Below are 20176 nucleotides of genomic sequence, written 5' to 3' on the forward strand. Positions count from 1 at the left end.
CGGTGCGCTCGCGGCGGTGGTGGTGCGGGCGGGCACGGGGACGGGCATGGCGGCGGGTGTGGGAGCGAGGGCGGGCGTGGCGGCGGGTGCGGCGGCGGGTGTGGTGGGCGTTCACGGGTCAGTCCTCCGTCCCTGCGGACGTACATGCCAGCTGTGCTGGCCGCGCTGGCTCTCGTACGGCCGCCTTGTCGGCGGCGCGTGCGCGGCTCCGTATCCGCCACCGCCACAGCACCGCGCCCACGACGGCGAGCAGCCCGCCGCCCGTACCCGCGACGGCGCCCCAGGGCACGAAGGTGGCCGACGCGGTGACCTCGTCCCGGGCTCCACCCGCCGCCGTGACCGTCAGCCGTACGTCCACCGAGTCCAGCGCGGGCGCCGCTCCCGGCCAGGGCTCGACGAGCTCGACGCGGCGGCCGGGGAGCAGGTCCACGGACAGCTCGCGTGGGCCTCGGTCGAGCCGCTCGCCGAAGACCCCGTCGGCGCGCACCGCCAGCTTGGGGCGCAGCACGGTGTTGCCTCGGTTGACCAGGTCGTACGTGATGCCGCCGGCGCCGACCCGTACCTGCTCCACGGTGAGCGCCGACAGGGTCGGCCCGCTGACCCGCAGGTGCAGCCGCACCTCGGCGTCGCGGCCACCGGAACGGGCGATGATCGCGCCGGGGTGGTCGCCGGGCACCGCGTCGGCGGGGACGGTCACGGTGAACGGGATCTCGGCGCGGGTACGCGGCGGCACCCGTACCTTCTTCCGCGCGGTGGTGATCCAGCCGCCGCCGTCCCCGCGCAGTGCGACGGTCCGGGGTTCGTCCGCGGGGTTGGTCACCGTCACGGTGTCCTGGAGTACGGTTCCCGGCGCTCCCTCGAAGTAGAAGGAGGGCCGTCCGTCCTTCGCGGTACGCGCCCCGTCCCCGGTGGCGGGGGCGACCGACCAGCGGGCGCCGCCCTCTCCGCTGTCTCCGCCGTCCCGGTCAGCGCCGTACGCCACCGGCGCCACGGGCAGCGCGAGCAGACCGGCCACCGCCAGCAGACGGACGGCGGTGGCCCGGGGGCTGGGCGGCATCTACCGACGCGCCTGGTTGCGCCGGGTCAGCCAGAGCACGCCCGCGGCGCCGGTCAGCAACACCGTGCCGCCCAGGGTGCCGAGCGCGATCGCGTTGTCCTGGGGTCCGGTCTTGGGCAGCTCGTCGCTCCCCGAGGGAGCGCCGGTCGAGCCGCCGGTCGAGCCGCCGGTCGAGCCGCCGGTGGAACCGCCCGAGCCCTTGACGTCGAGCGTCAGGGACGGCTTCGGGTTGTTCTGCGCGTCGCAGGTGGTGGTCGTACCCAGCGCCTTGATGGTCAGCGTGGACGCCGTGAAGGTGACCTTGCCGGTCGCCTTGGGCGTGTACGTACCGGTCAGATCGCTGATCTTGATGGGTGTGTCGGCCGGAAGCGCCGCGTCGTTCGCGGGCCCCCTGACCGAAACCGTCCCGCTCTCCGCGCCGCCCAGCTTGATCACCGCGCTCGGCTCCATCGCGCCCTTGCCCAGTTCCACCGGGCTCTCCGACACGCCCTTCTCGAAGGACATCGTGAGCTTGTAGTCGCTGCCGCTCTTCTCGCTCTTGATGTCGATCGGGGAGACGGCCCCCTTGTCGCCGATCGGCGTCTTGCACATGTAGTCGACGTCCACGACGTCGGCGTGGGCGGCGGGGGCGCCGATGAGCACCACCGAACCGGCCAGAACCGCGCCGAGCGCCAGCGCGAGCGCGGCTGAGTGTTTCCGGTACGACACCTGAACTTCCCCTCATGCCGGTGGCGACGGCCGTGAGCAACGGGCGCGGGAACCCGCCAAGTTACTGACGGCACATCAGATTGGGCGCTCAAGGTACGCCCGGGGCCGTGTGGAGGGAAGACAAAAGACAGCCCCGATCGAGGGCTGCCGAAGGAGGTCTGAAAGTGAGTACGAACCGCCGGTAACGCCGACGGCTACGGGGCGGGGCGGGGCGGGGCCGCTCGCCGGACTACCCCGGGGCGCCGAGCTCCGCCCACACGGTCTTGCCCGACGTGTCCGGGGTCCGTACGACCCCCCAGTCCAGGCAGAGCCGCTGCACGATGAACATCCCGTGCCCCCCGGGCCGCCCGACCCGGTGCGGCGTACGCGGCGCGGGCTGGCCCGTACCGCGGTCGGAGACCTCAAGACGCAGCACCTTGCCGTCGCAGCCGACCCACAGCTGGTCGGCACCGCCCGCGTGCAGGCAGGCATTGGTGACCAGCTCCGAGACGACCAGCAGCACATCCTCGGCGGCCGCCCGCTGGTCGGCGTTGGCCGCGGGGAGCCAACCCCAGTCATGGAGGGCCTGGCGGGTGAAGTCGCGGGCCAGCGGGACGATGCCGCTCGCACCGTTCAGGGCCAGCCTGCGCACCTGATCGGTGGCGCGCGCGCCCGGCGCGCCAGAACCCGGCTGCGGGCCGCGGTCGCCCGACTCGGGGTCGCGGTCGCCCGGCGAGAGGGGCCGGGTGGTGCTCATCAGCGCTTTCACCTCACCGATTGACCAGTACTAGGCAAGAATATTCGAGAACTCGAGCCGGAGAGTTCCCAACCCCAGCAGCAGTCTCCTGCCCGGCCGAACCGTGAGAACACCCACTTCTTCGTCATGGGTGGTGTGATACCGGTTACGCGTGGGTCACGGGCAGATCACGCCAGCACAACCGTGCTGTAACTTCACGCGATCAGCGGACTATCACTCAGTCAGCGCGGCTTCGAGCGTTTTGTGCACGGTGAAGACCGCTTCCGCTCCGGTGATCTCGAAGACCCTCGCCACGACGGGCAACATGCCCGCCAGATGCACTCCGCCACCCGCGGCCTCCGCCTTGAGCCGGGCGCCGAGGAGGACGTTGAGTCCGGTCGAATCGCAGAACTCCAGCCGGGAGCAGTCGACGACCAGCCGCGCCCTACCCCCGTCGACACAGGCCTCCAGCGGTTCTCGCAACAGATCGGCGGTGTGGTGATCCAGCTCACCCGCAGGAGTCACGATGGCGCTGCGCCCCTCGTGACGCACCTCCACCTGAAGGCGCCCCCGGTTTGCGCTGCCGACCGTCCCGCGGTCCATGCCGTCTCTCTTCCGAACGTTTAGAAACCAATGCTTGACGCCCTTGAACATTACGCCCTCCCCGCTCGACCGGGTAGCCGAACATCCCCCTGGAAACGGACATTTGCTGACAAACTACACTTGCAAGCTGACGTCGTCAGCGGGTAGGCCTAGAGGGACAGCATCAACACGGCCGGCTTTGGAGGCGCCGCACATCTCACGCGGAGCACGTATTGGCATCGGCAGCCATATGCCGAGAACGATGGAGGACACCATGTCACCCCGGATCGACGCATCGCCCCGTGAAGCAGCGACGTCGACACCACCACCGGAACCCTTCCCGACCGAGATCCCCGAGCTCACGGCCCCCGCCGACGACCGGGACGCCCTCGAAGGGCTGCTGGATCTCCCCGAGATCCCGCCCTACGACGAAGTCGGTCCGCTGGACGCAAGGGCCCTCTCCAAGACCCTCTTCGAGCGCCTTGAGTCACTCGAGGAAGGCACGCACGAATTCGCCTACGTCCGTAACACCCTGGTCGAACTCAACCTCGCTCTGGTGAAGTTCGCCGCCTCCCGGTTCCGCTCCCGCAGCGAGCCCATGGAGGACATCATCCAGGTGGGCACGATAGGCCTGATCAAGGCCATCGACCGCTTCGAGCTCAGCCGGGGCGTCGAGTTCCCGACCTTCGCCATGCCGACCATCGTCGGTGAGATAAAGCGCTTCTTCCGCGACACCTCGTGGTCGGTACGGGTACCGCGCCGCCTGCAGGAGCTGCGACTGGATCTCGCCAAGGCCGGTGACGAACTCGCCCAACAGCTCGACCGCGCGCCGACGGTGGGCGAGCTCTCGGAGCGGCTCGGCATCTCCAAGGACGAGGTCGTCGAGGGAATGGCCGCGAGCAACGCGTACACCGCGAGCTCACTGGACGCCCAGCCGGAGGAGGACGACTCCGAGGGCGCGCTGGCGGACCGTATCGGCTACGAGGATCACGGGCTTGAGGGCATCGAGTACGTCGAGTCCCTGAAGCCGCTGATCGCCGAACTCCCGCCGCGCGACCGGAAGATACTCTCGCTTCGCTTCGTGGCGAACATGACGCAGTCCGAGATCGGCGAGGAGCTGGGCATCTCGCAGATGCACGTTTCGCGCCTGCTGTCGCGGACGTTGGTGCGACTGCGCATGGGACTGACCGTCGAGGAGTGACGCGCTTTCGCCTCATGCGCGACGAAACGGCGGCGGGAGGCCTGGGTTAATCCGGGCCTCCCGCCGCCGTTTCGTCGTTGCCGCCCAGCCGTGCCACGGGTCGTCATCGCCACCCATCAGTTTCAGCCATCCGCCTATTCCAGCGCGGAGTTACTCCGGGAAACCTCTTTCCCCACTGGTCACCGTCCACCACTATGGGCGCCCCCCGATTCATTGATTCCGCCGATACGCCAGGCGCCGAGTGGGCCTAAGTACCGGACGGGCCTATCAACCTGGGCAAAAGGGCGTGCGTACGTATGACCGAATTTCGTCAGGGCGACAGTGCCGCCACACCACCCGCGAGCGCCGTTCACGCGACGGCACCCGACACGCACCTGGCCGAGCTGCTACGCGGCGCCACCGCGGTCAGGTACCCGGCCCTGCGTGAACTCCGCCTGCGCCACCAGCAGTCGACGACTGCCTACGCGCGGCGCTACGGGGCCGACGAGCAGGCCGTACGGCAGCTCTCGGCGCAGGCGTTCGCCCTGGCCACCCACGAGGCGAAACGCGGCCGGGACCCCAAGGAACCCTGGCGGCACCATCTGCTCCTGCTCATCCACCAGTTGGCCGCGACGTGGGCCACGGACGAGCGGCGGCGCCGCCTGAACCCTGACACGTACGCCGTTCTCGACGGGGTGGGCGCCGAGGTGGGCGCGGGGATGGGCGACGGGGTGAGTGTCGACTCATCGGCGCGAGTCGACGACCGGCCGCCGCCCATGCTCACCGCGTTCCGGAGTCTCCCGGCGCTCACCCAGGGGCTGCTGTGGTACTGCGTGCTGGACCAGGAATCCGAGGACCGCGCAGCCGTCTTCCTGGGCACCACGCCCGCCGACATGCGGTACGGCAGGGAGAGCGCGCTGGCCGCCCTGCGCCGCGCCTGTCTGACCACCCGCCTCGCCCGGTCGGGCGACTCGGCCTGCCAGGGGTTCAGCCGCCTGATCGAGGAGTCGGTACGCCCCGGTACCCCACGGCACAGCGAGGACCTCCGCGCTCATCTGGCCACCTGCCCGTGCTGCCGTAGCGCGCACGCGGAACTGACCCGGCTACGGGACACCCCGCGCGCCGCACTGGCCGAGGGACTGCTCCCGTGGGACGGCCCCGCGTACGCCGCTGAGTACCAGCCCACGGCGGGCGGGGTGGAGGGGGCGGCGAGTGCGGCGGATGCAGCGGGTGCGGCGGATGCAGCGGGTGCGGCAGCTGCCCCGGGCACGGGGCCAGCTATCCCGCCCCTCCCGACGGCGAGGCCTGCCACCGAGGCAGGCGCTAGCGTGCCCCAAGGGGCCGGGCCGCTGAGCCACCGTCGTACGGCCGCCAGGCCATGGACCACGGGCCGCCCGGGCACGGACGCGGGCTCCCGCGCGGCGGGCGGGTCGGCAGGCGGCGGTTGGCGGGCGGTGGCCGGGCTGGGGAGACACCCCAGCGCCGGACAGACGCCGCCCGGGCACTCTCGGTACGTCCCGTACGCGGTGAAGCGGGCCTGGGCCCGGGCGATGGCAGGCCCCCGCCAGGACGCGGGGAACGGCGCCGGGGTCTGGCGGCCGTCTCGGCGGTTCGTGCTGGGGTCCGTGGCGCTGGGCGCCGCGCTGACCCCGCTGCTCGTGGTGCTGCTCTCAGACGGCGGGGAATCCGGCTCATCGGACCACGCGACGGCGCCCCTTCCCCTCCCGCCGCCCACCGTGACGGTGACCGCGACCGCCCCTGCGCCCACTCCGACCTCGACCGCGACCCCGAGTCCGAGCCCGAGCGCGTCCGCCACGCCCAAGCCCCACCCCACGCTGACGCCAACGCCAACCCCCACCCCCACGGCGTCCCGGGCCCCCGCGAAGCCCTCGAAATCCGCGTCCCCGTCCAAGATCACCCACATACCGGGCGGCAGCTACCGGCAGATCGTCAACTCGGCCACCGGCCTGTGCCTGGACATCGCCCACGGCCTCCTGGAAAAGGGCAACGATGTCATCACCGCGCGCTGTAGCTCCGCCCGCACCCAGTACTGGCGTGTGGACACGCGCCTCGGCGTCATCCAGTCCTACGCCGACACCGACTTCTGCCTGGACAACCGCGGCACCACCCGCCGGGGCGTGGGCATCTGGGAATGTTCCTCCGTGCACGGCTACAACGGCGACAACCTGACCTTCAGGGTGGACGAGCGCGGCCGCATACGACCGGAGATCGCGCTCGACCACGCCGTCACCCCGGCCTGGCACGGCGTGGATTCGCCGCTGTCCCACCTACCGGCTGCGAACCGCCACGACCAGTACTGGACGGCGGGCTCCACACCTGCCTAGGCCCTGTCGGTGCCTCTCAACCGACGATCTCCCCGTCCCGCCAGACCCGCGACACCAGCGGCACACCCGGCCGGTAGGCGAGGTGCACATGGCTCGGCGCGTCCAGCAGCGCCAGGTCCGCGCGGGCGCCCGGGGTGAGGCGGCCGACATCCTCGCGGCGCAGCGCGGCCGCCCCGCCCGCGGTGGCGGACCAGAGCGCCTCGTCGGGGGTCATCCCCATGTCCCGTACCGCCAGGGCGATGCAGAAGCCCATCGAGGACGTGAACGACGAGCCGGGGTTGCAGTCCGTCGAGAGCGCGACCGTGGCGCCCGCGTCCAGGAGGCGGCGGGCGTCCGGCCACGCGGCGCGGGTAGAGAACTCCGCGCCGGGCAGGAGGGTGGCGACGGTGTTGCCCTGCGCGAGAGCGTCCACGTCCTGCTGCGTCAGGTGGGTGCAGTGGTCGGCGCTCGCCGCGTCCAGTTCCACGGCGAGTTGAACGCCGGGGCCGTAGGAGAGCTGGTTGGCGTGGACGCGGGGGGTGAGGCCCTTCGCCTTGCCCGCCGTGAGAATGGCGCGCGCCTGGTCCCCGTCGAAGGCTCCTTTCTCGCAGAACACGTCCACCCAACGGGCGTACGGGGCACACGCGTCGAGCATCTCGCCGGTGACGAGCTCGACGTAGCCCGCCGGGTCGTCGGCGTAGTCGGGGGACACGATGTGTGCGCCGAGGTAGGTCACCTCGTCGGTGTGCTGGGCCGCGATGCGCAGAGCGCGGGCCTCGTCGTGGGTGGTGAGCCCGTACCCGGACTTGGTCTCGAAGGTCGTCGTGCCCTGGCGGAGCGCCTCGCGCAGGTACCGGGCGACGTTGGCGTCCAGCTCGGCGTCGGTGGCGGCGCGGGTGGCGGCGACGGTGGTGCGGATGCCGCCCGCGCTGTAACCGCGGCCGGACATACGGGCGTTGAACTCCTGGGTGCGGTCGCCCGCGAAGACGAGGTGGGAGTGGGAGTCGACGAAGCCGGGGATGACGGCGCGGCCGTCGGCGTCGTACGTGGTGTCGGCGTCGGGTGCCTTGTCGGTGGGGCCGACCCAGGCGACGCGGTCGCGTTCGAGGACGACGGCGGCGTCCGCGATGAGGCCGAGGGGGCCTCCATCGCCGAGGGCGGGGTCGTTGGTGACGAGGCTGCCGATGTTGTGGATGGCGGTGGTCGTGGCCATGGGGGGTGGGTTCCTCTCGGTGAGGGTGGGTGCGGGTGGGTGCGGGTCAGAGATTGGGCCCCCACCCCGCCCCTTCCCGTAAGGCCTCGCCGGCCAGGCTCAAAGATTGGCCTCAAACGCCGGCCGGGCTGAAACTTGGGGCGGGACTGGGGAGTTTTCAGGCTCTGACCTCAGCCACCCCGCAGCTCGGCAATCGCGGCAGAGAGGGCGGACGGGACATCCGGGACCAAGGTGTGGGCGCCGTCGCGGACGACCCGCCGCCCCGCGACCACCGTGTCGCGCACATCCGCCGCCGTCGCCGCGAACACGGCCGTCTCCGCGCCAAGCCCCGGCCCCGCCCCCGCCGTACGGACGGAGTCGAGCGCGACCGTCGTGAGGTCGGCCAGACCTCCCACCACGATCGCGCCCGCGTCCGGCCACCCGAGCGCCGCATGCCCCTCCCCCGTCGCCGCCCGCAACAGCGCCGCCGCCGTCCAGTGCCCCCGAGTCCGCGAGCGCAGCCGCTCGTTGAGCTCCATCGCGCGCGCCTCCTCGAAGAGGTCGATCACGGCGTGGCTGTCCGAGCCGAGCGACAACGGCGACCCGGCCCGCTGGAGCGCGGGCGCGGGGCCGATCCCGTCCGCCAGGTCCCGTTCCGTCGTCGGGCACATACAGGTGCCGGTGCCCGACGAGCCGAGCAGCGCGATGTCCGCGTCCGTGAGGTGGGTGTTGTGCACACCGGTGGTACGGGCACCCAGCACCCCGTGGTCCGCCAGCAGCCGCGTCGGCGTGCAGCCGTGCGCGGCGAGGCACGCGTCGTTCTCGGCGGTCTGTTCGGAGAGGTGGACATGCAGCGGCGCGCCCCGGTCGGCCGCCCACCGCGCGACGGTGCCCAACTGGTCGGCGGGTACCGCCCGTACCGAGTGAACCGCCGCGCCGATGACGGCGTGCTCGGCGCCCTTGAGCGCGGCCGCGCGCTCGGCCCAGGCCTCGGCCGTACCGTCGGAGAACCGGAGCTGGTGCTCGTTCGGCGGCTCCCCGCTGTGCTTGTCGACGAGCCCGGACGAGACGTACGCCGTGTCGAGCAGGGTGATGCGGATGCCCGCGTCGGCCGCCGCCGCGATGAGCGCCTCGCCCATCGCGTTGGGGTTGTCGTACGGCCTGCCGCCGGGCGCGTGGTGGAGGTAGTGGAACTCCCCGACGCCGGTGATCCCGGCGAGTGCCATCTCCGCGTACACGGCGCGGGCAAGCGCGTGATACGTGTCCGGGGTCAGCCGGGACGCGACCTCGTACATGACCTCACGCCAGGTCCAGAACGTGCCGGAGCCGACCTGGACGGTGGAGCGCAGGGCCCGGTGGAATGCGTGCGAGTGGGCGTTGGCCAGGCCCGGCAGGGTCAGGCCGCGCAGGATCTCGGCGCCTGGCGGCGGGGCCTCGACTCCGGTGCGTACGCCGGTGATCCGGCCGTCCGCCGTGGACACCTCGATGGCCACACCCGACTCGACTACCGCGTCTGCCGCGCTCACCGCGTCTGCCGCGTCTGCCGCGTCTGCCGCGTCTACCGCGTTCAGCCAGGCGTGTTCCGCCCAGTACGTCAGCTGCATGCGAGGCCCTCCAGTACGTCCGCGAGTGCCGCGACCCCGGCGACACAATCGTCCTCGGTCGCGTACTCGGCCGGGGAGTGCGAGACGCCCGTGGGGTTGCGTACGAACAGCATGGCGGTCGGGACGGACGCGGACAGGATTCCGGCGTCGTGTCCCGCCCCGGTGCCCAGGACGGGTGTGCTGGCGCCCAGGACGCGGGCGAGCTCGTCGCGTAGGGCGTGCTCGAACTCGACGACGGGCGTGAAGGATTCCCGTACGACGTCGAGGTCGATGCCGTGCCGGTCCGCGTACTCCCGCGCGGCCTTCTCGATGCCCGCCACCACCGTGTCCAGCGCCTGCTGGTCAGCGGCGCGGGAGTCCAGCCAGCCGCGCACCAGGGACGGGATGGCGTTGACGCCGTTCGGCTCGACGGCGATCTTGCCGAAGGTGGCGACGGCGCCCGCGAGTTCGGCCTCGCGGCGGGCGGCGAGCACCGTCTCGGCGTACGACAGCATCGGGTCGCGACGGTCGGCCAGGCGGGTGGTGCCCGCGTGGTTGGCCTCGCCCCGGAAGTCGAAGCGCCAGCGGCCGTGCGGCCAGATGGAGCTGGCGATGCCGACGCGGTCGCCGGTCAGGTCCAGGGCCCGGCCCTGTTCCACGTGCAGCTCGACGAAGGCGCCGATGCGGGCGAGGCGGTCCGGGTCAGGCCCGATCCCCGTCGGGTCGTACCCGGCTCGCTCCATGGCCTGCGGCAGCGTGATCCCGTCGGCGTCGCGCAGCTCGCAGGCCTTGTCGACGCCGAGCTGTCCGGCCGCGAGGCGGGAGCCCACGCAGGCGAGGCCGAAGCGGGCGCCCTCCTCGTCGCCGAAGTTGGTGATCGCGACGGGCTTGGTGAACTCCACACCCCTCCGGCGGAGTTCATCGAGGGCAGCGAAGGACGAGACGACGCCGAGCGGGCCGTCGAAGGCGCCGCCGTCGGGAACGGAGTCCAGGTGCGAGCCGGTGACCACGGCGTCTCCGGCGGCCGGGTCGCCGAGCCAGGCCCACTGGTTGCCGTTGCGGTCGACCTCGTAGGTCAGGCCGCGGGTCTCGGCCTGGGCCTGGAACCAGGCGCGGCAGTCGGCGTCGGCGCCGGTCCAGGCGTAGCGGCGGTAGCCGCCGGAGTCGGGGTCGCGCCCGATGGACGCGAGGTCGCGCCACATCTCATGGAACGTGGGCGGAGTGGTGCTCACTCGCCCTCCCGCATCGGGACCCGTACGCCCTTGTCGTCGGCGACCGACTCCGCGATGTCGTACCCGGCGTCGACGTGCCGGATGACGCCCATCCCGGGGTCGTTCGTCAGCACGCGGCGGATCTTCTCGCCCGCCAGCTTCGTGCCGTCCGCGACCGACACCTGACCCGCGTGGATCGAGCGGCCCATGCCGACGCCACCGCCGTGGTGCAGCGAGACCCAGGAGGCACCCGACGCGACGTTGACCATGGCGTTCAGCAGCGGCCAGTCGGCGATCGCGTCCGAGCCGTCGAGCATGGCCTCGGTCTCGCGGTACGGGGACGCCACCGAGCCGCAGTCGAGGTGGTCGCGGCCGATCGCGAGCGGCGCGGCCAGTTCCCCGCTGGCCACCATGTCGTTGAAGCGCTCGCCCGCGCGGTCGCGCTCGCCGTAGCCCAGCCAGCAGATGCGCGCGGGGAGGCCCTGGAAGTGGACCCGTTCGCCCGCCATCTTGATCCAGCGGTGCAGGGATTCGTTCTCCGGGAAGAGGTCGAGCATCGCCTGGTCCGTCTTGTGGATGTCCGAGGCCTCACCGGACAGCGCCGCCCAGCGGAACGGGCCCTTGCCCTCGCAGAACAGCGGCCTGATGTAGGCCGGTACGAAGCCGGGGAAGGCGAACGCCCGGTCGTACCCGGCGAGTTGGGCCTCGCCACGGATGGAGTTGCCGTAGTCGAAGACCTCGGCGCCCGCGTCCATGAAGCCGACCATCGCCTCGACATGGCGCGCCATGGACTCGCGGGCGCGGCGGGTGAAACCGGCCGGGTCCTTCGCCGCGTACGTGGCCATGTCGTCGAAGTCGACGCCGACGGGCAGGTACGACAGCGGGTCGTGGGCGCTGGTCTGGTCGGTGACGATGTCGATCGGGGCGCTGTCGGCGAGCATCCGCGGCAGCAGCTCGGCGGCGTTGCCGAGCAGGCCGATGGAGAGCGGGCGGCGGGCGTCGCGGGCCTCGGTGGCGAGCGCGAGAGCGTGCTCCAGCGAATCGGCCCGTACGTCCAGGTAGCGGTGCTCGATGCGGCGCTCGATGGCGCGCGGGTCGCAGTCGATGCAGATGACGACGCCGTCGTTCATGGTGACGGCGAGGGGCTGAGCGCCGCCCATGCCCCCGAGCCCGGCGGTGAGCGTGATCGTCCCGGCGAGGGTGCCGCCGAACTTCTTGGCGGCGACGGCGGCGAACGTCTCGTACGTACCCTGCAGGATCCCCTGTGTGCCGATGTAGATCCAGGACCCGGCCGTCATCTGGCCGTACATGGTGAGGCCGAGGGCCTCCAGGCGCCGGAACTCCTCCCAGTTGGCCCAGTCGCCGACCAGGTTGGAGTTGGCGATGAGAACGCGGGGCGCCCATTCGTGGGTCTGCATGACGCCGACCGGGCGGCCGGACTGGACGAGCATCGTCTCGTCCTGCTTGAGGGTCTTGAGGGTGCGGACCATGGCGTCGAAGGACCGCCAGTCACGGGCGGCCTTGCCGGTGCCGCCGTATACGACGAGCTTGTCCGGGTGCTCGGCGACCTCGGGGTCGAGGTTGTTCTGGAGCATCCTCAGGGCGGCTTCCTGCTGCCACCCCAGGGCGCTCAGGTCCGTGCCGCGCGGCGCTCGTACGGGGCGGGGTCCTGACATGGTCTGCCTCCTCGCGTGATGACCGGGCCAGCCGATGATGATGACCCTGGCTATTCACATCCTGCGGCCCTGAATAGAACTAGTCAACACCGAGCTGGAGCAGTCCTGAGCGCCCTCGTCCCGTCTGTCAGGAGGCCGGAACCAGCCGCGGTACCGCCCGGACGTAGATGACCATGCCGACCACTTCCACCAGGGTCTGCGTGACCACCACCACCGCGGCGATCGCGAGTGGCTCGGGCAGGGCCAGTGCCAGCGGCAGGACGACCAAGGAGTTGCGGGTCGCGCCGGAGAACACGATCGCCCGGCTCGCGGGCACGTCCAGCCGGAACAGGCGGGCGACGGCGCGCCCGGCGAACGCCATCACGACCAGGAAGAGCGCGTAGAACGGCACGACGCGGGCCACGTCGGCCAGGCTGTCGTCCAGCTTGGGCACCTGGGAGGCGACCACGGTCAGCAAGGTGGCCGCCATCAGCGGCACCATCGTCGTGCCCATCGCGTTGGCGGCCTTCCGCCCGGCAGAGCGGCGCGCGGCCCAGCCCTGGGTAAGCCAGGCCAGCGCCAGCGGGATGACGATCAGCACGAGGAACGCTTCGACGAACGGGCCCGCCTCGACCACGTCGGCCAGGCCCGAGCCCATGAACAGCCAGAGGAAGCCCGGCAGCAGCACCATCTGCGCGAGCAGCAGCACAGGCGTCGCCGCGAGCAGCCGCTGACTGCTGCCACCGGCCAGCCCGCTGAAGACGATCACGTAGTCCACGCACGGGCACAGCAGCACCAGCAACACGCCCAGCCGCAGGGCCTGGTCGTCGGGCAGGAAGGCGAACATCGCCGCCACCACCAGGGGCACCACCACGAAGTTGACAGCCAGGGCCGCGGCCAGGAAGCGGCCCGTCCGTAGGGAGCGCAGCAGCTCGGCGGCCGGTACCTGCAAGAACGTCACGTACAGCAGCGTCGCGAGCACCGGGTTGATGGCGTGCTCCAGGCCCGGTCCGGCGGCGGGGGCGAGGCTGCCGAAGAGTCCGCCAGCGGCCATGGCCGCGAGGTAGATGGCGACCTGGTGGTGTTCCATCCGCTCGGCCAGGCCTCGCGGTCCGTGCTCCGCCACCACGTCGTTGACTCCCCTGCGTTCTCGTGCGCTGTGCGGCCCGAGAGCCGGTTCCGGGTTCCGGGTTCCTGGTTCCGGGGCCCATCGTCTCAGGCCAGGGGCAACGAGTTCCCTGGCGGGAGTGGGGCGTCCTACCCGGCGGCGTAGCGTGCGGCGTGCGGCGCGGGTGTGTTTGGCTGGATGCCATGGGCATAGCTGAGAACGCAGCTGATTCAGCAACCGCCGTGCGGCGTGACGCCGCCGTCCGCGCGGCCGTCGAGCAAGGACTGATCGCCCCAGACACCACGACCGCCACGGCTGCCAGCACCGCCGCCCCCATCGTCGGCCTGCTGGACAGCACCGGCATCCAGGACGCGGCCGCCGCACTGCGAGCGGCGTTCGCGCAGGTCACGACCGCCCCGGTACACCACACCTTCGCCGTGAAGGCGACCCCGCTCGTCCCCGTACTCCGCCTGCTCCACGCGGCGGGCATCGGCGCCGAGGTGGCCAGCCCCGGCGAGCTGGCCCTCGCCCAGGCGGCCGGGGTGCCGCCCACCCACACCGTCCTCGACTCCCCCGCCAAGACCCCCGCCGAGCTGCGCCAGGCCTTGGCCCTCGGTATCGCCGTCAACGCCGACAACCGGCAGGAGCTGGCCCGTATCGACGCGTTGGTCGCCTCGGCACCCACGGGCTCGCCGATCGGGCTGCGCGTCAACCCGCAGATCGGCGGCGGCTCCATCGACGCACTCTCGACGGCCACCGCGACCTCGAAGTTCGGAGTCGCGCTACGGGACGCGGGAGCCCGCGACTGGGTCGTACGGGCCTACGCCGACCGCCCCTGGCTGACCCGGCTGCACACCCACACCGGCTCCCAGGGCATCCCACTCGACCTGCTGGCCGAGGGCATCCAGGTGGCCTACGAGCTGGCCGAGGAGATCAACACCCACGTCGGCCGCCAGCAGATCGACACCGTGGACATCGGCGGCGGCCTCCCCGTCAACTTCGCCTCCGACGCCACAACCCCCACCCACGCCGCCTACGCCCGCCTCCTTCGGGAACGCGTCCCCGGCCTCTTCGACGGCCGCTACGCCCTGGTCACCGAGTTCGGCCGCTCCCTCCTCGCCAAGCAGGGCACGATCCTGGCCCGAGTCGAATACACGAAAAAGTCCGGCGGCCGCCCGATCGCCATCACCCACGCCGGAGTACAGGTCGCCGCCCGCACGGTCTACCAGCCGGAATCCTGGCCCCTGCGCATCCTCGCCTACGACGCGAAGGGCCACCCCAAGACCGGCCCCACCGTCCCCCAGGACATCGCGGGCCCGGCCTGCTTCGCAGGCGACCTCCTCGCCGAGAACCGCCCGCTCCCCCTTCTGGAACCCGGCGACCTGGTGGCGGCGCTGGACACCGGCGCGTACTACTTCGCCCACCACTACACGTACAACAGCCTGGCCCGCCCCGGCATTTACGGCTACACGACCTCCGACAGCGAAACCCGCTTCGCGACGGTACGCACCCCGCAGACACTGAAGGACCTGGTCGCGGAGTCAGGCGGCGCACACGCCCGGACCCTCACGGAAGGAACGTAAAGCCCGTTACTCCACGAACAACCCTCGCGCCGCCGCCCGCGTATCGAACTCCTCCAGCCGCGCCTGCGCGTCCGGCAGCCCGTCGCACATCGCCTCCAGCAGGACCCGGCCCAGCAGCATCGGCGCGCAGGCCGTGTCGAAGGCGAGGCCGGTGCCGACCGCTGCGGGCAGCAGCAGGTCGGAGGCCTTGGCGACCGGCGCGAACGCGCTGTCGGCGACGGTGACCACGGTCAGTCCCGCGCCGCGCGCGTGCTCCAGCGCGTCAAGGACCTCGCGCGGGTAACGCGGCAGGGCGAAGCACAGCAGCGCCGACGCACCCGCCCTGGCCGCCGCGTCGATGCGGTCGGCCAGCATCGTGCCGCCCTCGTCGAGCAGCCGTACGTCCGGGTGCACCTTGGCCGCGAAGTACGCGAAGCCGTACGCCTGGGCCGCCGCCGCGCGCAGCCCGAGCACCGGCAGGGGCCGGGACCCGGCCAGCAGCCGCCCCGCCCGCTCGACGGGGCGCGGATCGGCGAGCACTCCGGCCAGGTGCCGCAGGTTCTCGATCTCGGCCTCGACCGCCTGCTGGTACTCGTTGTACGCGGCTCCGGCCTCCTCCGCCGCCCGCGCCTCAACCGGCGCCACCTCGCGCAGATGCCTGCGCAACGCCGGATACCCGTCGAAGCCGAGCGCCACCGCGAAGCGCGTCACGGACGGCTGGCTGACCCCGGCCAGCTCCGCGAGCTCAACGCTCGACAGAAACGGCACGTCAGCGGCCCGGCGCACCATGCAGTGCGCGATCCGGCGCTGCGTCGGCGTGAGCCGGTGCCCGTCGAAAAGCTGCTGCAACCGCGCGGCGGGGCCCTCACTCATCAGTTCCCTCGCTCCCATTCACCAACCAAGACCTCTGCATAATCATATGCAGCACTCAGCCGGAGGCCCCCTCGCCAGCCACGGCGGCGACCCGCTCGCGCCAACTCAGCGACCGTACGAGCGGCGGACAGGCAGTACGCCCCCGCCTCTGGCATCCCGTACCCGACAGCGAGCGCAACACTCCTCACCGCTTACCGGCCGGAATACGTGCTCATCGCCCGGCCCCGCGCAGACCACCAGGCCAGCCGGGGTCACCACGTCCGCCGCTTCCGCCACGTCCGTCGTCTTCGGTACGGGCAGCTCCGGCGCTGGGAGCTTCTCCGCCAGACGGTGCCGTACGAAGCCCACGGCCGAGCGGACGCCACCGGGAGGCAGACCACGGGTCAGAGCCTGCCGCAGGTCCCCCGCCGTGAAGCCGCGCCGCAGCCACTCCGCCGCCGCGCCCGCAAGGGTGCGGGCCTCGCGCAGTCCGAGCCAGAGATCTCGGTGCGCATGCCGCAGCGAGAGCAACACACGTTCGGCTTCGACGAGTTCGGGAGAGGGAACCGCCCCACCATCCGGCTCCAGCTCCGGCTCCGGTCCCCGCTCCGGCTCTCGCTCGGGAGGTGGGTGGGGAGTGTTCTTCTCCCGTTCTTCGTCTTTCGGTAGAGAGCCACCGGCCATCCGACCAGTCGACTCACCGACCGTCGGATTCCGCGTACTCGGCAGCGACACCCCGCCCCGGAGGCGGTCGGCGTCCTCACGCGTGAGGGTGATGTTCCCCAGGACCTGGTCCGTGGCCCAACGGCCGCGCCCGTCCTGGTACCTCCACTCATGCAAGTACCCGCAGGCGGTAAGGAGTTCCTTGGCGCGCTGGTAGGCCCGACCCTTGAGGCCGACGCTGGCAGCGTGCTCGCCGAGTGACTTGCCGGTCGCGTCGTCCGGCAGCCCCTGTACGTACAGGAGCAGGATCTTCGCGTCGCTATTCAGACGCGGATGGCGCACGACGTCGTGCGAAGCCTTGGTGTAGCGCCGCGTGGGCGCGTTAACATGCCGAAGCATCCCGGTGGACCCATTCTTCCACTCGTTGGGTGAAGGTCCTCGGGCGGTGTTGGCGCACCACCGAGGACCGCCCCATGCACTGGTTCTCACGGAGCGTGATTGCGCGGTCACCGTACAGCAGCGAGCGTCTGTTCCACCACCTGAACCAGCAACTTCGCCCCCACAAACGGGGCTTCAGGCGTCGGCTGCGATCTCCAGTCCAGCGGCCAGGCGGTGACCTCGACCGGGGTGAACACCTACGCGAAGTCGAGTTCCAGGTGATACCTCACAACCGCCAGACCCATGCCGAGCTGAGTGAGCCAGTGACCCTGCGAACAGCCTGACCTGGGCGACCTGTTCGGGAAGTATGGCTATGAGCATCGACCCGCACCGGCATAAGGGGGCACGACCTCGGGCTACTGCCAGTAGCACTCGTCAATCACGATCTGAGGGGCGGCGGTGCGGCGGGTGAAGTGATACCGCAGCCATCCTCGCCCGTGATCGAAGTAGATGACGTGTGCTCCGCTGGGCCTGGTGAACTGGACGGGTTCGACGCTCATGCCGTCGGGGAGGTCGGCAGCGGCGTCGCCCCCACGAAAGTAGGGTCAACGGCGACGACGAGTTCGGCGCGGGCGGCGGCGACCATCTCTTGCGCCTCGGTGGGGAGCGAGTCCCTGTTGCCGTCGGCATCCTTGGTCCAGTCTGCTTGCCAGGGCGGCCCCATGATCTCGCCGGTCACTGGCCAGGCTCCACCTTGCTCGCCTCGCGGCGGATTCGTCCGGCCTCTTCGATAAGGGCTTTGGCGTGGGCGTTGTCGGTGGACTCGGCCGCTTCGTCTTCGAGTTGGTGGACCTTCGCCTCTAGCTGGGAGTTCCGGGCGAGGGCGAACTCTCCCCACCACCGAGCCATGAACGCCGGGACCGGAGCGAGGTCGTAGGCGTCGGCGATGTACTGCTTCCAGTGCCGGTCGAAGTCGGGGAGGAGCTTGGGCGCGTGTTCGGCGATGGCGGCGCGGAGTGCCTTGGGTGTGCGTTCGGGCATAGGTGGGATGCCCGGGGGTGCGTGCAGGGCGGTGGTCATGAGCGGCCTTCCTTCGCGGTGTCTCCAGTGCGGCTCTGGCGGGAGTCTCGCGTCAGGCGACGGAGGCGAGAGCCCCGCCCGTCGCTTCGTGTGTCTCGACTGGACTCGGGGCGCTTCGGGTCCGATGCTCGCGCGGGCCTGCGTCGAGGCCAGCGAAGGTGCGACCGGCCACGGTCTCTCGGAGGAGCAGTTCACACAGCACGCTCATGGACTGGATACCTTCGCGGTCGCGACGCACGTCGGCGCGGGTCCATGCGACGTCGCCGATCGGCGTGAGGTGTCCGCTGCGCCCGGCGGCGCGGACGTCTTTCTTGGGAATCGGGACATCGATGACGCCGGAGGCGTAGCGGCTCAGCAGGACGGTGAGAAGGTGGCCGACGGTGATGGCGTCTGCTGCCGCGATGTCATCCGCGCTGTCCCATGTGGCGTCGTCCGCGTACACGCGGCGTGTCGTGCGGGTGGGTGTGGCGCGCTTCTTGCGGGGCGGCATCGCCGGTCCCTCCGTGGCTTCGCGGGTGCTCGTGCGGCCACTGTAGCGGCGTGGGTCTATGTTCCTCACCTTGTCTCGATTCGAAACCGCGTCTTGGATTCAGACTCACGAGAATTGGGGGGTTACCCCTACTGCGGCCGGGCCTATGGCTCCGTACCGTGAGGACCATGGAAGCCCGCGACGCTGAGCTCAAGAAAGATCTCGACGCCACCGTGCAGACGCGCAAGGAGCTGGGCGCGGAGTACGAATCCGCGCTGCTGGAGTCGTTCCTGGAGAAGGTCGAGCAGCGGATGAACTCCACTGTCGACCGCCGGGTGCGCCGCCAGCTCGCCGAGGCGCAGATGGCGAACGCCAGGGGCGGGCGTGCCTCGCAGTCCTCGGTGGACGGCTGGGGCGAGCGCTTCGGGTTCGGGATGGTCTCGTTGATCCTGGCGATCCCGCTGTCCGCGATCGGGGCGGTGAACGCGGGGCTCGCGGGGCTGTTCATTACCTGGGCCGGGATCGTCGGGGTCAACACGGTCCACTCGATGCGGGGGTTCCCGAGGTTCGGGCGAAGCCGTCGCCGCGACCAGTCCGACTCGGACTGGGAGGAGTAGGAGGAGCGGGGGAGGGAGAGTGGGGCGTGGCCGGGGTCCGTGTGGGCCCGGCCGCCGCCTTGGGGCGGGTGTCCGACTAGGCCGCCCCGGCTGCTCCCGCCCCTGCTCCAGCCGCACCCGCCGTTCCTCGTACCGACTCCTGTTCCGGTGTCTCGATGCGCCGCCGCCTGCGGCGCTTGAGGAGGGCCCACGGGCCGCGAGGCCCCGTCGGCATCGCTGCCGTGACCTCGGTGCCGCCCTCCGCCGCCGCGGCGGCCGCGGCCCTGGCCACCGGCAGGAAGCCCTCGTCGCGCAAGGCGTCCGGGCGCTCCTCCTCCGGCCAGAGGGCAAGCGCGGCGCAGACCGTCGGGAGGATGGCCATCGCCGCGGTGGCGTAGCCCTCGGCGGACGGGTGGTAGTTGTCCGGCCCGAACAGCTCGCGTGGGTTCGCGGTGAACTCGGGGCCGAGCAGGTCACCGAGTGACACCGTACGGCCGCCCTGCTCGACCACGCCGATCGTCTGGGCCGCCGCGAGCTGCCGCGAGACGCGCCGGGCCAGCCAGCGCAGCGGCTGGTACACCTGCTCGACCGAGCCCAGATCGGGGCAGGTGCCGACCACCACCTCGGCCCCCGCCGTACGCAGTCGGCGCACCGCGGCGGACAGGTGCCGTACGGACGTGGTCGGCGCGATCCGGTGGGTCACGTCATTCGCGCCGATCATGATGACGCAGACGTCCGGGACCGACGACGGGTGCGCCAGCAGCAGCGAGACCTGGCGGTCCAGGTCATCCGACTGGGCGCCGGGCAGCGCCACGTTACGCAACGCCACCGGCCGCTCCGCGACCGCCGCGAGCCCCTGGGCGATCAGCGCGCCCGGTGTCTGCCCGGCTCTGCGCACGCCCTGCCCCGCCGCCGTCGAGTCGCCGAGCAGCGCGAGCCGCACCGGCGCGTGTACGTCCGCGACCGCCCTGCCGTACAACCCGTCTGCGCCCGGTGGGCGCGAGGAGTCCCCGCCGACCGAGCGTTTCGCCAGTTGCACCTCGGCGAGCAGCAGTCCCACCGCCGCCGCGCCGAGCACGCCGATTCCGCCGCCGCCGAACGCCGCGCCCGCGGCGATCCGCCGTGCCACCCTCGCCCTCGACATGGACCGATGCCACCTCCTCGTAGTCCTACACCAACTGCTTGCCCCGCGCGGGCGGTCGGTCAATCGCCGCCGTCCACCCGCGTACGTGACGCCGTGTGTCGTGCCGCGCGTCGTGCC

Annotated in this window: 20 protein-coding genes; 4 read left to right on the forward strand and 16 right to left on the reverse strand. The window is 71.5% G+C overall.

The features are described 5' to 3' along the window. Positions 1-118 precede the first annotated feature (118 nt). The 4 genes from GCN81_RS26020 to GCN81_RS26035 all read right to left on the reverse strand — a co-directional run bounded on the left by GCN81_RS26020 (position 119) and on the right by GCN81_RS26035 (position 3083). Positions 119-1057 carry a COG1470 family protein gene (locus tag GCN81_RS26020; RefSeq protein ID WP_156726934.1) on the reverse strand — a complete coding sequence of 313 codons (939 nt, stop codon included), beginning with the start codon at positions 1055-1057 and terminating at the stop codon, positions 119-121. After that, on the reverse strand, positions 1058-1765 hold the full coding sequence (locus tag GCN81_RS26025; RefSeq protein WP_156726935.1) for an LPXTG cell wall anchor domain-containing protein: 708 nt from the start codon (positions 1763-1765) through the stop codon (positions 1058-1060). 229 nt (positions 1766-1994) lie between these two features. Further along, complete coding sequence (locus GCN81_RS26030; protein ID WP_156726936.1) at positions 1995-2501, reverse strand: ATP-binding protein; 507 nt, start codon at positions 2499-2501, stop codon at positions 1995-1997. Positions 2502-2714: 213 nt separating this feature from the next. Continuing rightward, the gene (locus tag GCN81_RS26035; protein ID WP_156727162.1) at positions 2715-3083 is read right to left on the reverse strand and encodes an STAS domain-containing protein; all 369 of its coding nucleotides are present in this window, start codon (positions 3081-3083) and stop codon (positions 2715-2717) included. Between the two features lie 253 nt (positions 3084-3336). Here GCN81_RS26035 and GCN81_RS26040 point away from each other — a divergent pair, with 253 nt between their 5' ends. Continuing rightward, positions 3337-4263, forward strand: coding sequence for an RNA polymerase sigma factor SigF (locus GCN81_RS26040; RefSeq protein WP_156726937.1), 927 nt, complete (start codon positions 3337-3339; stop codon positions 4261-4263). Positions 4264-4559: 296 nt separating this feature from the next. Then, a complete protein-coding gene (locus GCN81_RS26045) occupies positions 4560-6587 on the forward strand; it encodes an RICIN domain-containing protein (protein WP_156726938.1) in 2028 nt (675 codons plus the stop codon). 16 nt (positions 6588-6603) lie between these two features. On the opposite strand, the gene hutI is transcribed toward GCN81_RS26045, so the two are convergent. The 5 genes from hutI to GCN81_RS26070 form a co-directional block, all read right to left on the reverse strand. After that, entirely contained in the window at positions 6604-7779 is a 1176-nt protein-coding gene (gene hutI, locus GCN81_RS26050; RefSeq protein WP_156726939.1) for an imidazolonepropionase, read from the reverse strand. A gap of 170 nt (positions 7780-7949) precedes the next feature. After that, positions 7950-9362 carry a formimidoylglutamate deiminase gene (locus GCN81_RS26055; protein ID WP_156726940.1) on the reverse strand — a complete coding sequence of 471 codons (1413 nt, stop codon included), beginning with the start codon at positions 9360-9362 and terminating at the stop codon, positions 7950-7952. Further along, on the reverse strand, positions 9353-10543 hold the full coding sequence (locus GCN81_RS26060; protein ID WP_156727164.1) for an allantoate amidohydrolase: 1191 nt from the start codon (positions 10541-10543) through the stop codon (positions 9353-9355). Before GCN81_RS26060 ends, GCN81_RS26055 begins: the two co-directional genes overlap by 10 nt. Before the next feature lie 26 nt (positions 10544-10569). After that, positions 10570-12228: a urocanate hydratase gene (gene hutU / locus GCN81_RS26065; RefSeq protein WP_156726941.1), complete on the reverse strand. Its 1659-nt coding sequence runs from the start codon at positions 12226-12228 to the stop codon at positions 10570-10572. A gap of 127 nt (positions 12229-12355) precedes the next feature. Further along, positions 12356-13297 (reverse strand): arsenic resistance protein, encoded by a 942-nt coding sequence (locus tag GCN81_RS26070; RefSeq protein WP_156727166.1) that lies wholly within the window; start codon positions 13295-13297, stop codon positions 12356-12358. Positions 13298-13518: 221 nt separating this feature from the next. Here GCN81_RS26070 and GCN81_RS26075 point away from each other — a divergent pair, with 221 nt between their 5' ends. After that, complete coding sequence (locus GCN81_RS26075) at positions 13519-14898, forward strand: type III PLP-dependent enzyme domain-containing protein (protein ID WP_156726942.1); 1380 nt, start codon at positions 13519-13521, stop codon at positions 14896-14898. 6 nt (positions 14899-14904) lie between these two features. On the opposite strand, the gene GCN81_RS26080 is transcribed toward GCN81_RS26075, so the two are convergent. The 6 genes from GCN81_RS26080 to GCN81_RS26100 form a co-directional block, all read right to left on the reverse strand. Continuing rightward, positions 14905-15750: a MurR/RpiR family transcriptional regulator gene (locus GCN81_RS26080; protein ID WP_156726943.1), complete on the reverse strand. Its 846-nt coding sequence runs from the start codon at positions 15748-15750 to the stop codon at positions 14905-14907. Positions 15751-15855: 105 nt separating this feature from the next. Further along, positions 15856-16791 carry a hypothetical protein gene (locus tag GCN81_RS26085; RefSeq protein WP_231626974.1) on the reverse strand — a complete coding sequence of 312 codons (936 nt, stop codon included), beginning with the start codon at positions 16789-16791 and terminating at the stop codon, positions 15856-15858. A gap of 395 nt (positions 16792-17186) precedes the next feature. Continuing rightward, entirely contained in the window at positions 17187-17330 is a 144-nt protein-coding gene (locus tag GCN81_RS32005) for a hypothetical protein (protein ID WP_197287782.1), read from the reverse strand. Further along, entirely contained in the window at positions 17327-17509 is a 183-nt protein-coding gene (locus GCN81_RS26090; RefSeq protein ID WP_156726944.1) for a hypothetical protein, read from the reverse strand. Before GCN81_RS26090 ends, GCN81_RS32005 begins: the two co-directional genes overlap by 4 nt. Continuing rightward, on the reverse strand, positions 17506-17850 hold the full coding sequence (locus GCN81_RS26095; RefSeq protein WP_156726945.1) for a DUF6247 family protein: 345 nt from the start codon (positions 17848-17850) through the stop codon (positions 17506-17508). The genes GCN81_RS26090 and GCN81_RS26095 overlap by 4 nt, the downstream gene beginning before the upstream one ends. 52 nt (positions 17851-17902) lie before the next feature. Continuing rightward, entirely contained in the window at positions 17903-18340 is a 438-nt protein-coding gene (locus tag GCN81_RS26100) for a hypothetical protein (protein WP_231626975.1), read from the reverse strand. Positions 18341-18507: 167 nt separating this feature from the next. Between GCN81_RS26100 and GCN81_RS26105 the strand changes: the two genes are divergently transcribed. After that, the gene (locus tag GCN81_RS26105) at positions 18508-18936 is read left to right on the forward strand and encodes a hypothetical protein (RefSeq protein ID WP_156726946.1); all 429 of its coding nucleotides are present in this window, start codon (positions 18508-18510) and stop codon (positions 18934-18936) included. A gap of 76 nt (positions 18937-19012) precedes the next feature. Here the strand turns inward: GCN81_RS26105 and GCN81_RS26110 are convergent, their stop codons facing one another. After that, on the reverse strand, positions 19013-20059 hold the full coding sequence (locus GCN81_RS26110) for an SGNH/GDSL hydrolase family protein (RefSeq protein ID WP_197287783.1): 1047 nt from the start codon (positions 20057-20059) through the stop codon (positions 19013-19015). Between the last annotated feature and the right edge of the window lie 117 nt (positions 20060-20176).

Source organism: Streptomyces apocyni, from assembly GCF_009739465.1.
In the GTDB taxonomy this organism is placed as follows: domain Bacteria; phylum Actinomycetota; class Actinomycetes; order Streptomycetales; family Streptomycetaceae; genus Streptomyces; species Streptomyces apocyni.

Coding starts and splice junctions, on each gene's coding strand:
- GCN81_RS26100 (WP_231626975.1), bottom strand. CDS start 18,340: ATGCCGCCCCGCAAGAAGCGCGCCACACCCACCCGCACGACACGCCGC.
- GCN81_RS26095 (WP_156726945.1), bottom strand. CDS start 17,850: ATGACCACCGCCCTGCACGCACCCCCGGGCATCCCACCTATGCCCGAA.
- GCN81_RS26070 (WP_156727166.1), bottom strand. CDS start 13,297: ATGGAACACCACCAGGTCGCCATCTACCTCGCGGCCATGGCCGCTGGC.
- GCN81_RS26060 (WP_156727164.1), bottom strand. CDS start 10,543: ATGTGGCGCGACCTCGCGTCCATCGGGCGCGACCCCGACTCCGGCGGC.
- GCN81_RS26105 (WP_156726946.1), top strand. CDS start 18,508: ATGGAAGCCCGCGACGCTGAGCTCAAGAAAGATCTCGACGCCACCGTG.
- GCN81_RS26040 (WP_156726937.1), top strand. CDS start 3,337: ATGTCACCCCGGATCGACGCATCGCCCCGTGAAGCAGCGACGTCGACA.
- GCN81_RS26030 (WP_156726936.1), bottom strand. CDS start 2,501: ATGAGCACCACCCGGCCCCTCTCGCCGGGCGACCGCGACCCCGAGTCG.
- GCN81_RS26085 (WP_231626974.1), bottom strand. CDS start 16,791: ATGCTTCGGCATGTTAACGCGCCCACGCGGCGCTACACCAAGGCTTCG.
- hutU (WP_156726941.1), bottom strand. CDS start 12,228: ATGTCAGGACCCCGCCCCGTACGAGCGCCGCGCGGCACGGACCTGAGC.
- GCN81_RS32005 (WP_197287782.1), bottom strand. CDS start 17,330: ATGAGCGTCGAACCCGTCCAGTTCACCAGGCCCAGCGGAGCACACGTC.
- GCN81_RS26055 (WP_156726940.1), bottom strand. CDS start 9,362: ATGCAGCTGACGTACTGGGCGGAACACGCCTGGCTGAACGCGGTAGAC.
- GCN81_RS26020 (WP_156726934.1), bottom strand. CDS start 1,057: ATGCCGCCCAGCCCCCGGGCCACCGCCGTCCGTCTGCTGGCGGTGGCC.
- GCN81_RS26045 (WP_156726938.1), top strand. CDS start 4,560: ATGACCGAATTTCGTCAGGGCGACAGTGCCGCCACACCACCCGCGAGC.
- hutI (WP_156726939.1), bottom strand. CDS start 7,779: ATGGCCACGACCACCGCCATCCACAACATCGGCAGCCTCGTCACCAAC.
- GCN81_RS26080 (WP_156726943.1), bottom strand. CDS start 15,750: ATGAGTGAGGGCCCCGCCGCGCGGTTGCAGCAGCTTTTCGACGGGCAC.
- GCN81_RS26035 (WP_156727162.1), bottom strand. CDS start 3,083: ATGGACCGCGGGACGGTCGGCAGCGCAAACCGGGGGCGCCTTCAGGTG.
- GCN81_RS26110 (WP_197287783.1), bottom strand. CDS start 20,059: ATGTCGAGGGCGAGGGTGGCACGGCGGATCGCCGCGGGCGCGGCGTTC.
- GCN81_RS26075 (WP_156726942.1), top strand. CDS start 13,519: ATGGGCATAGCTGAGAACGCAGCTGATTCAGCAACCGCCGTGCGGCGT.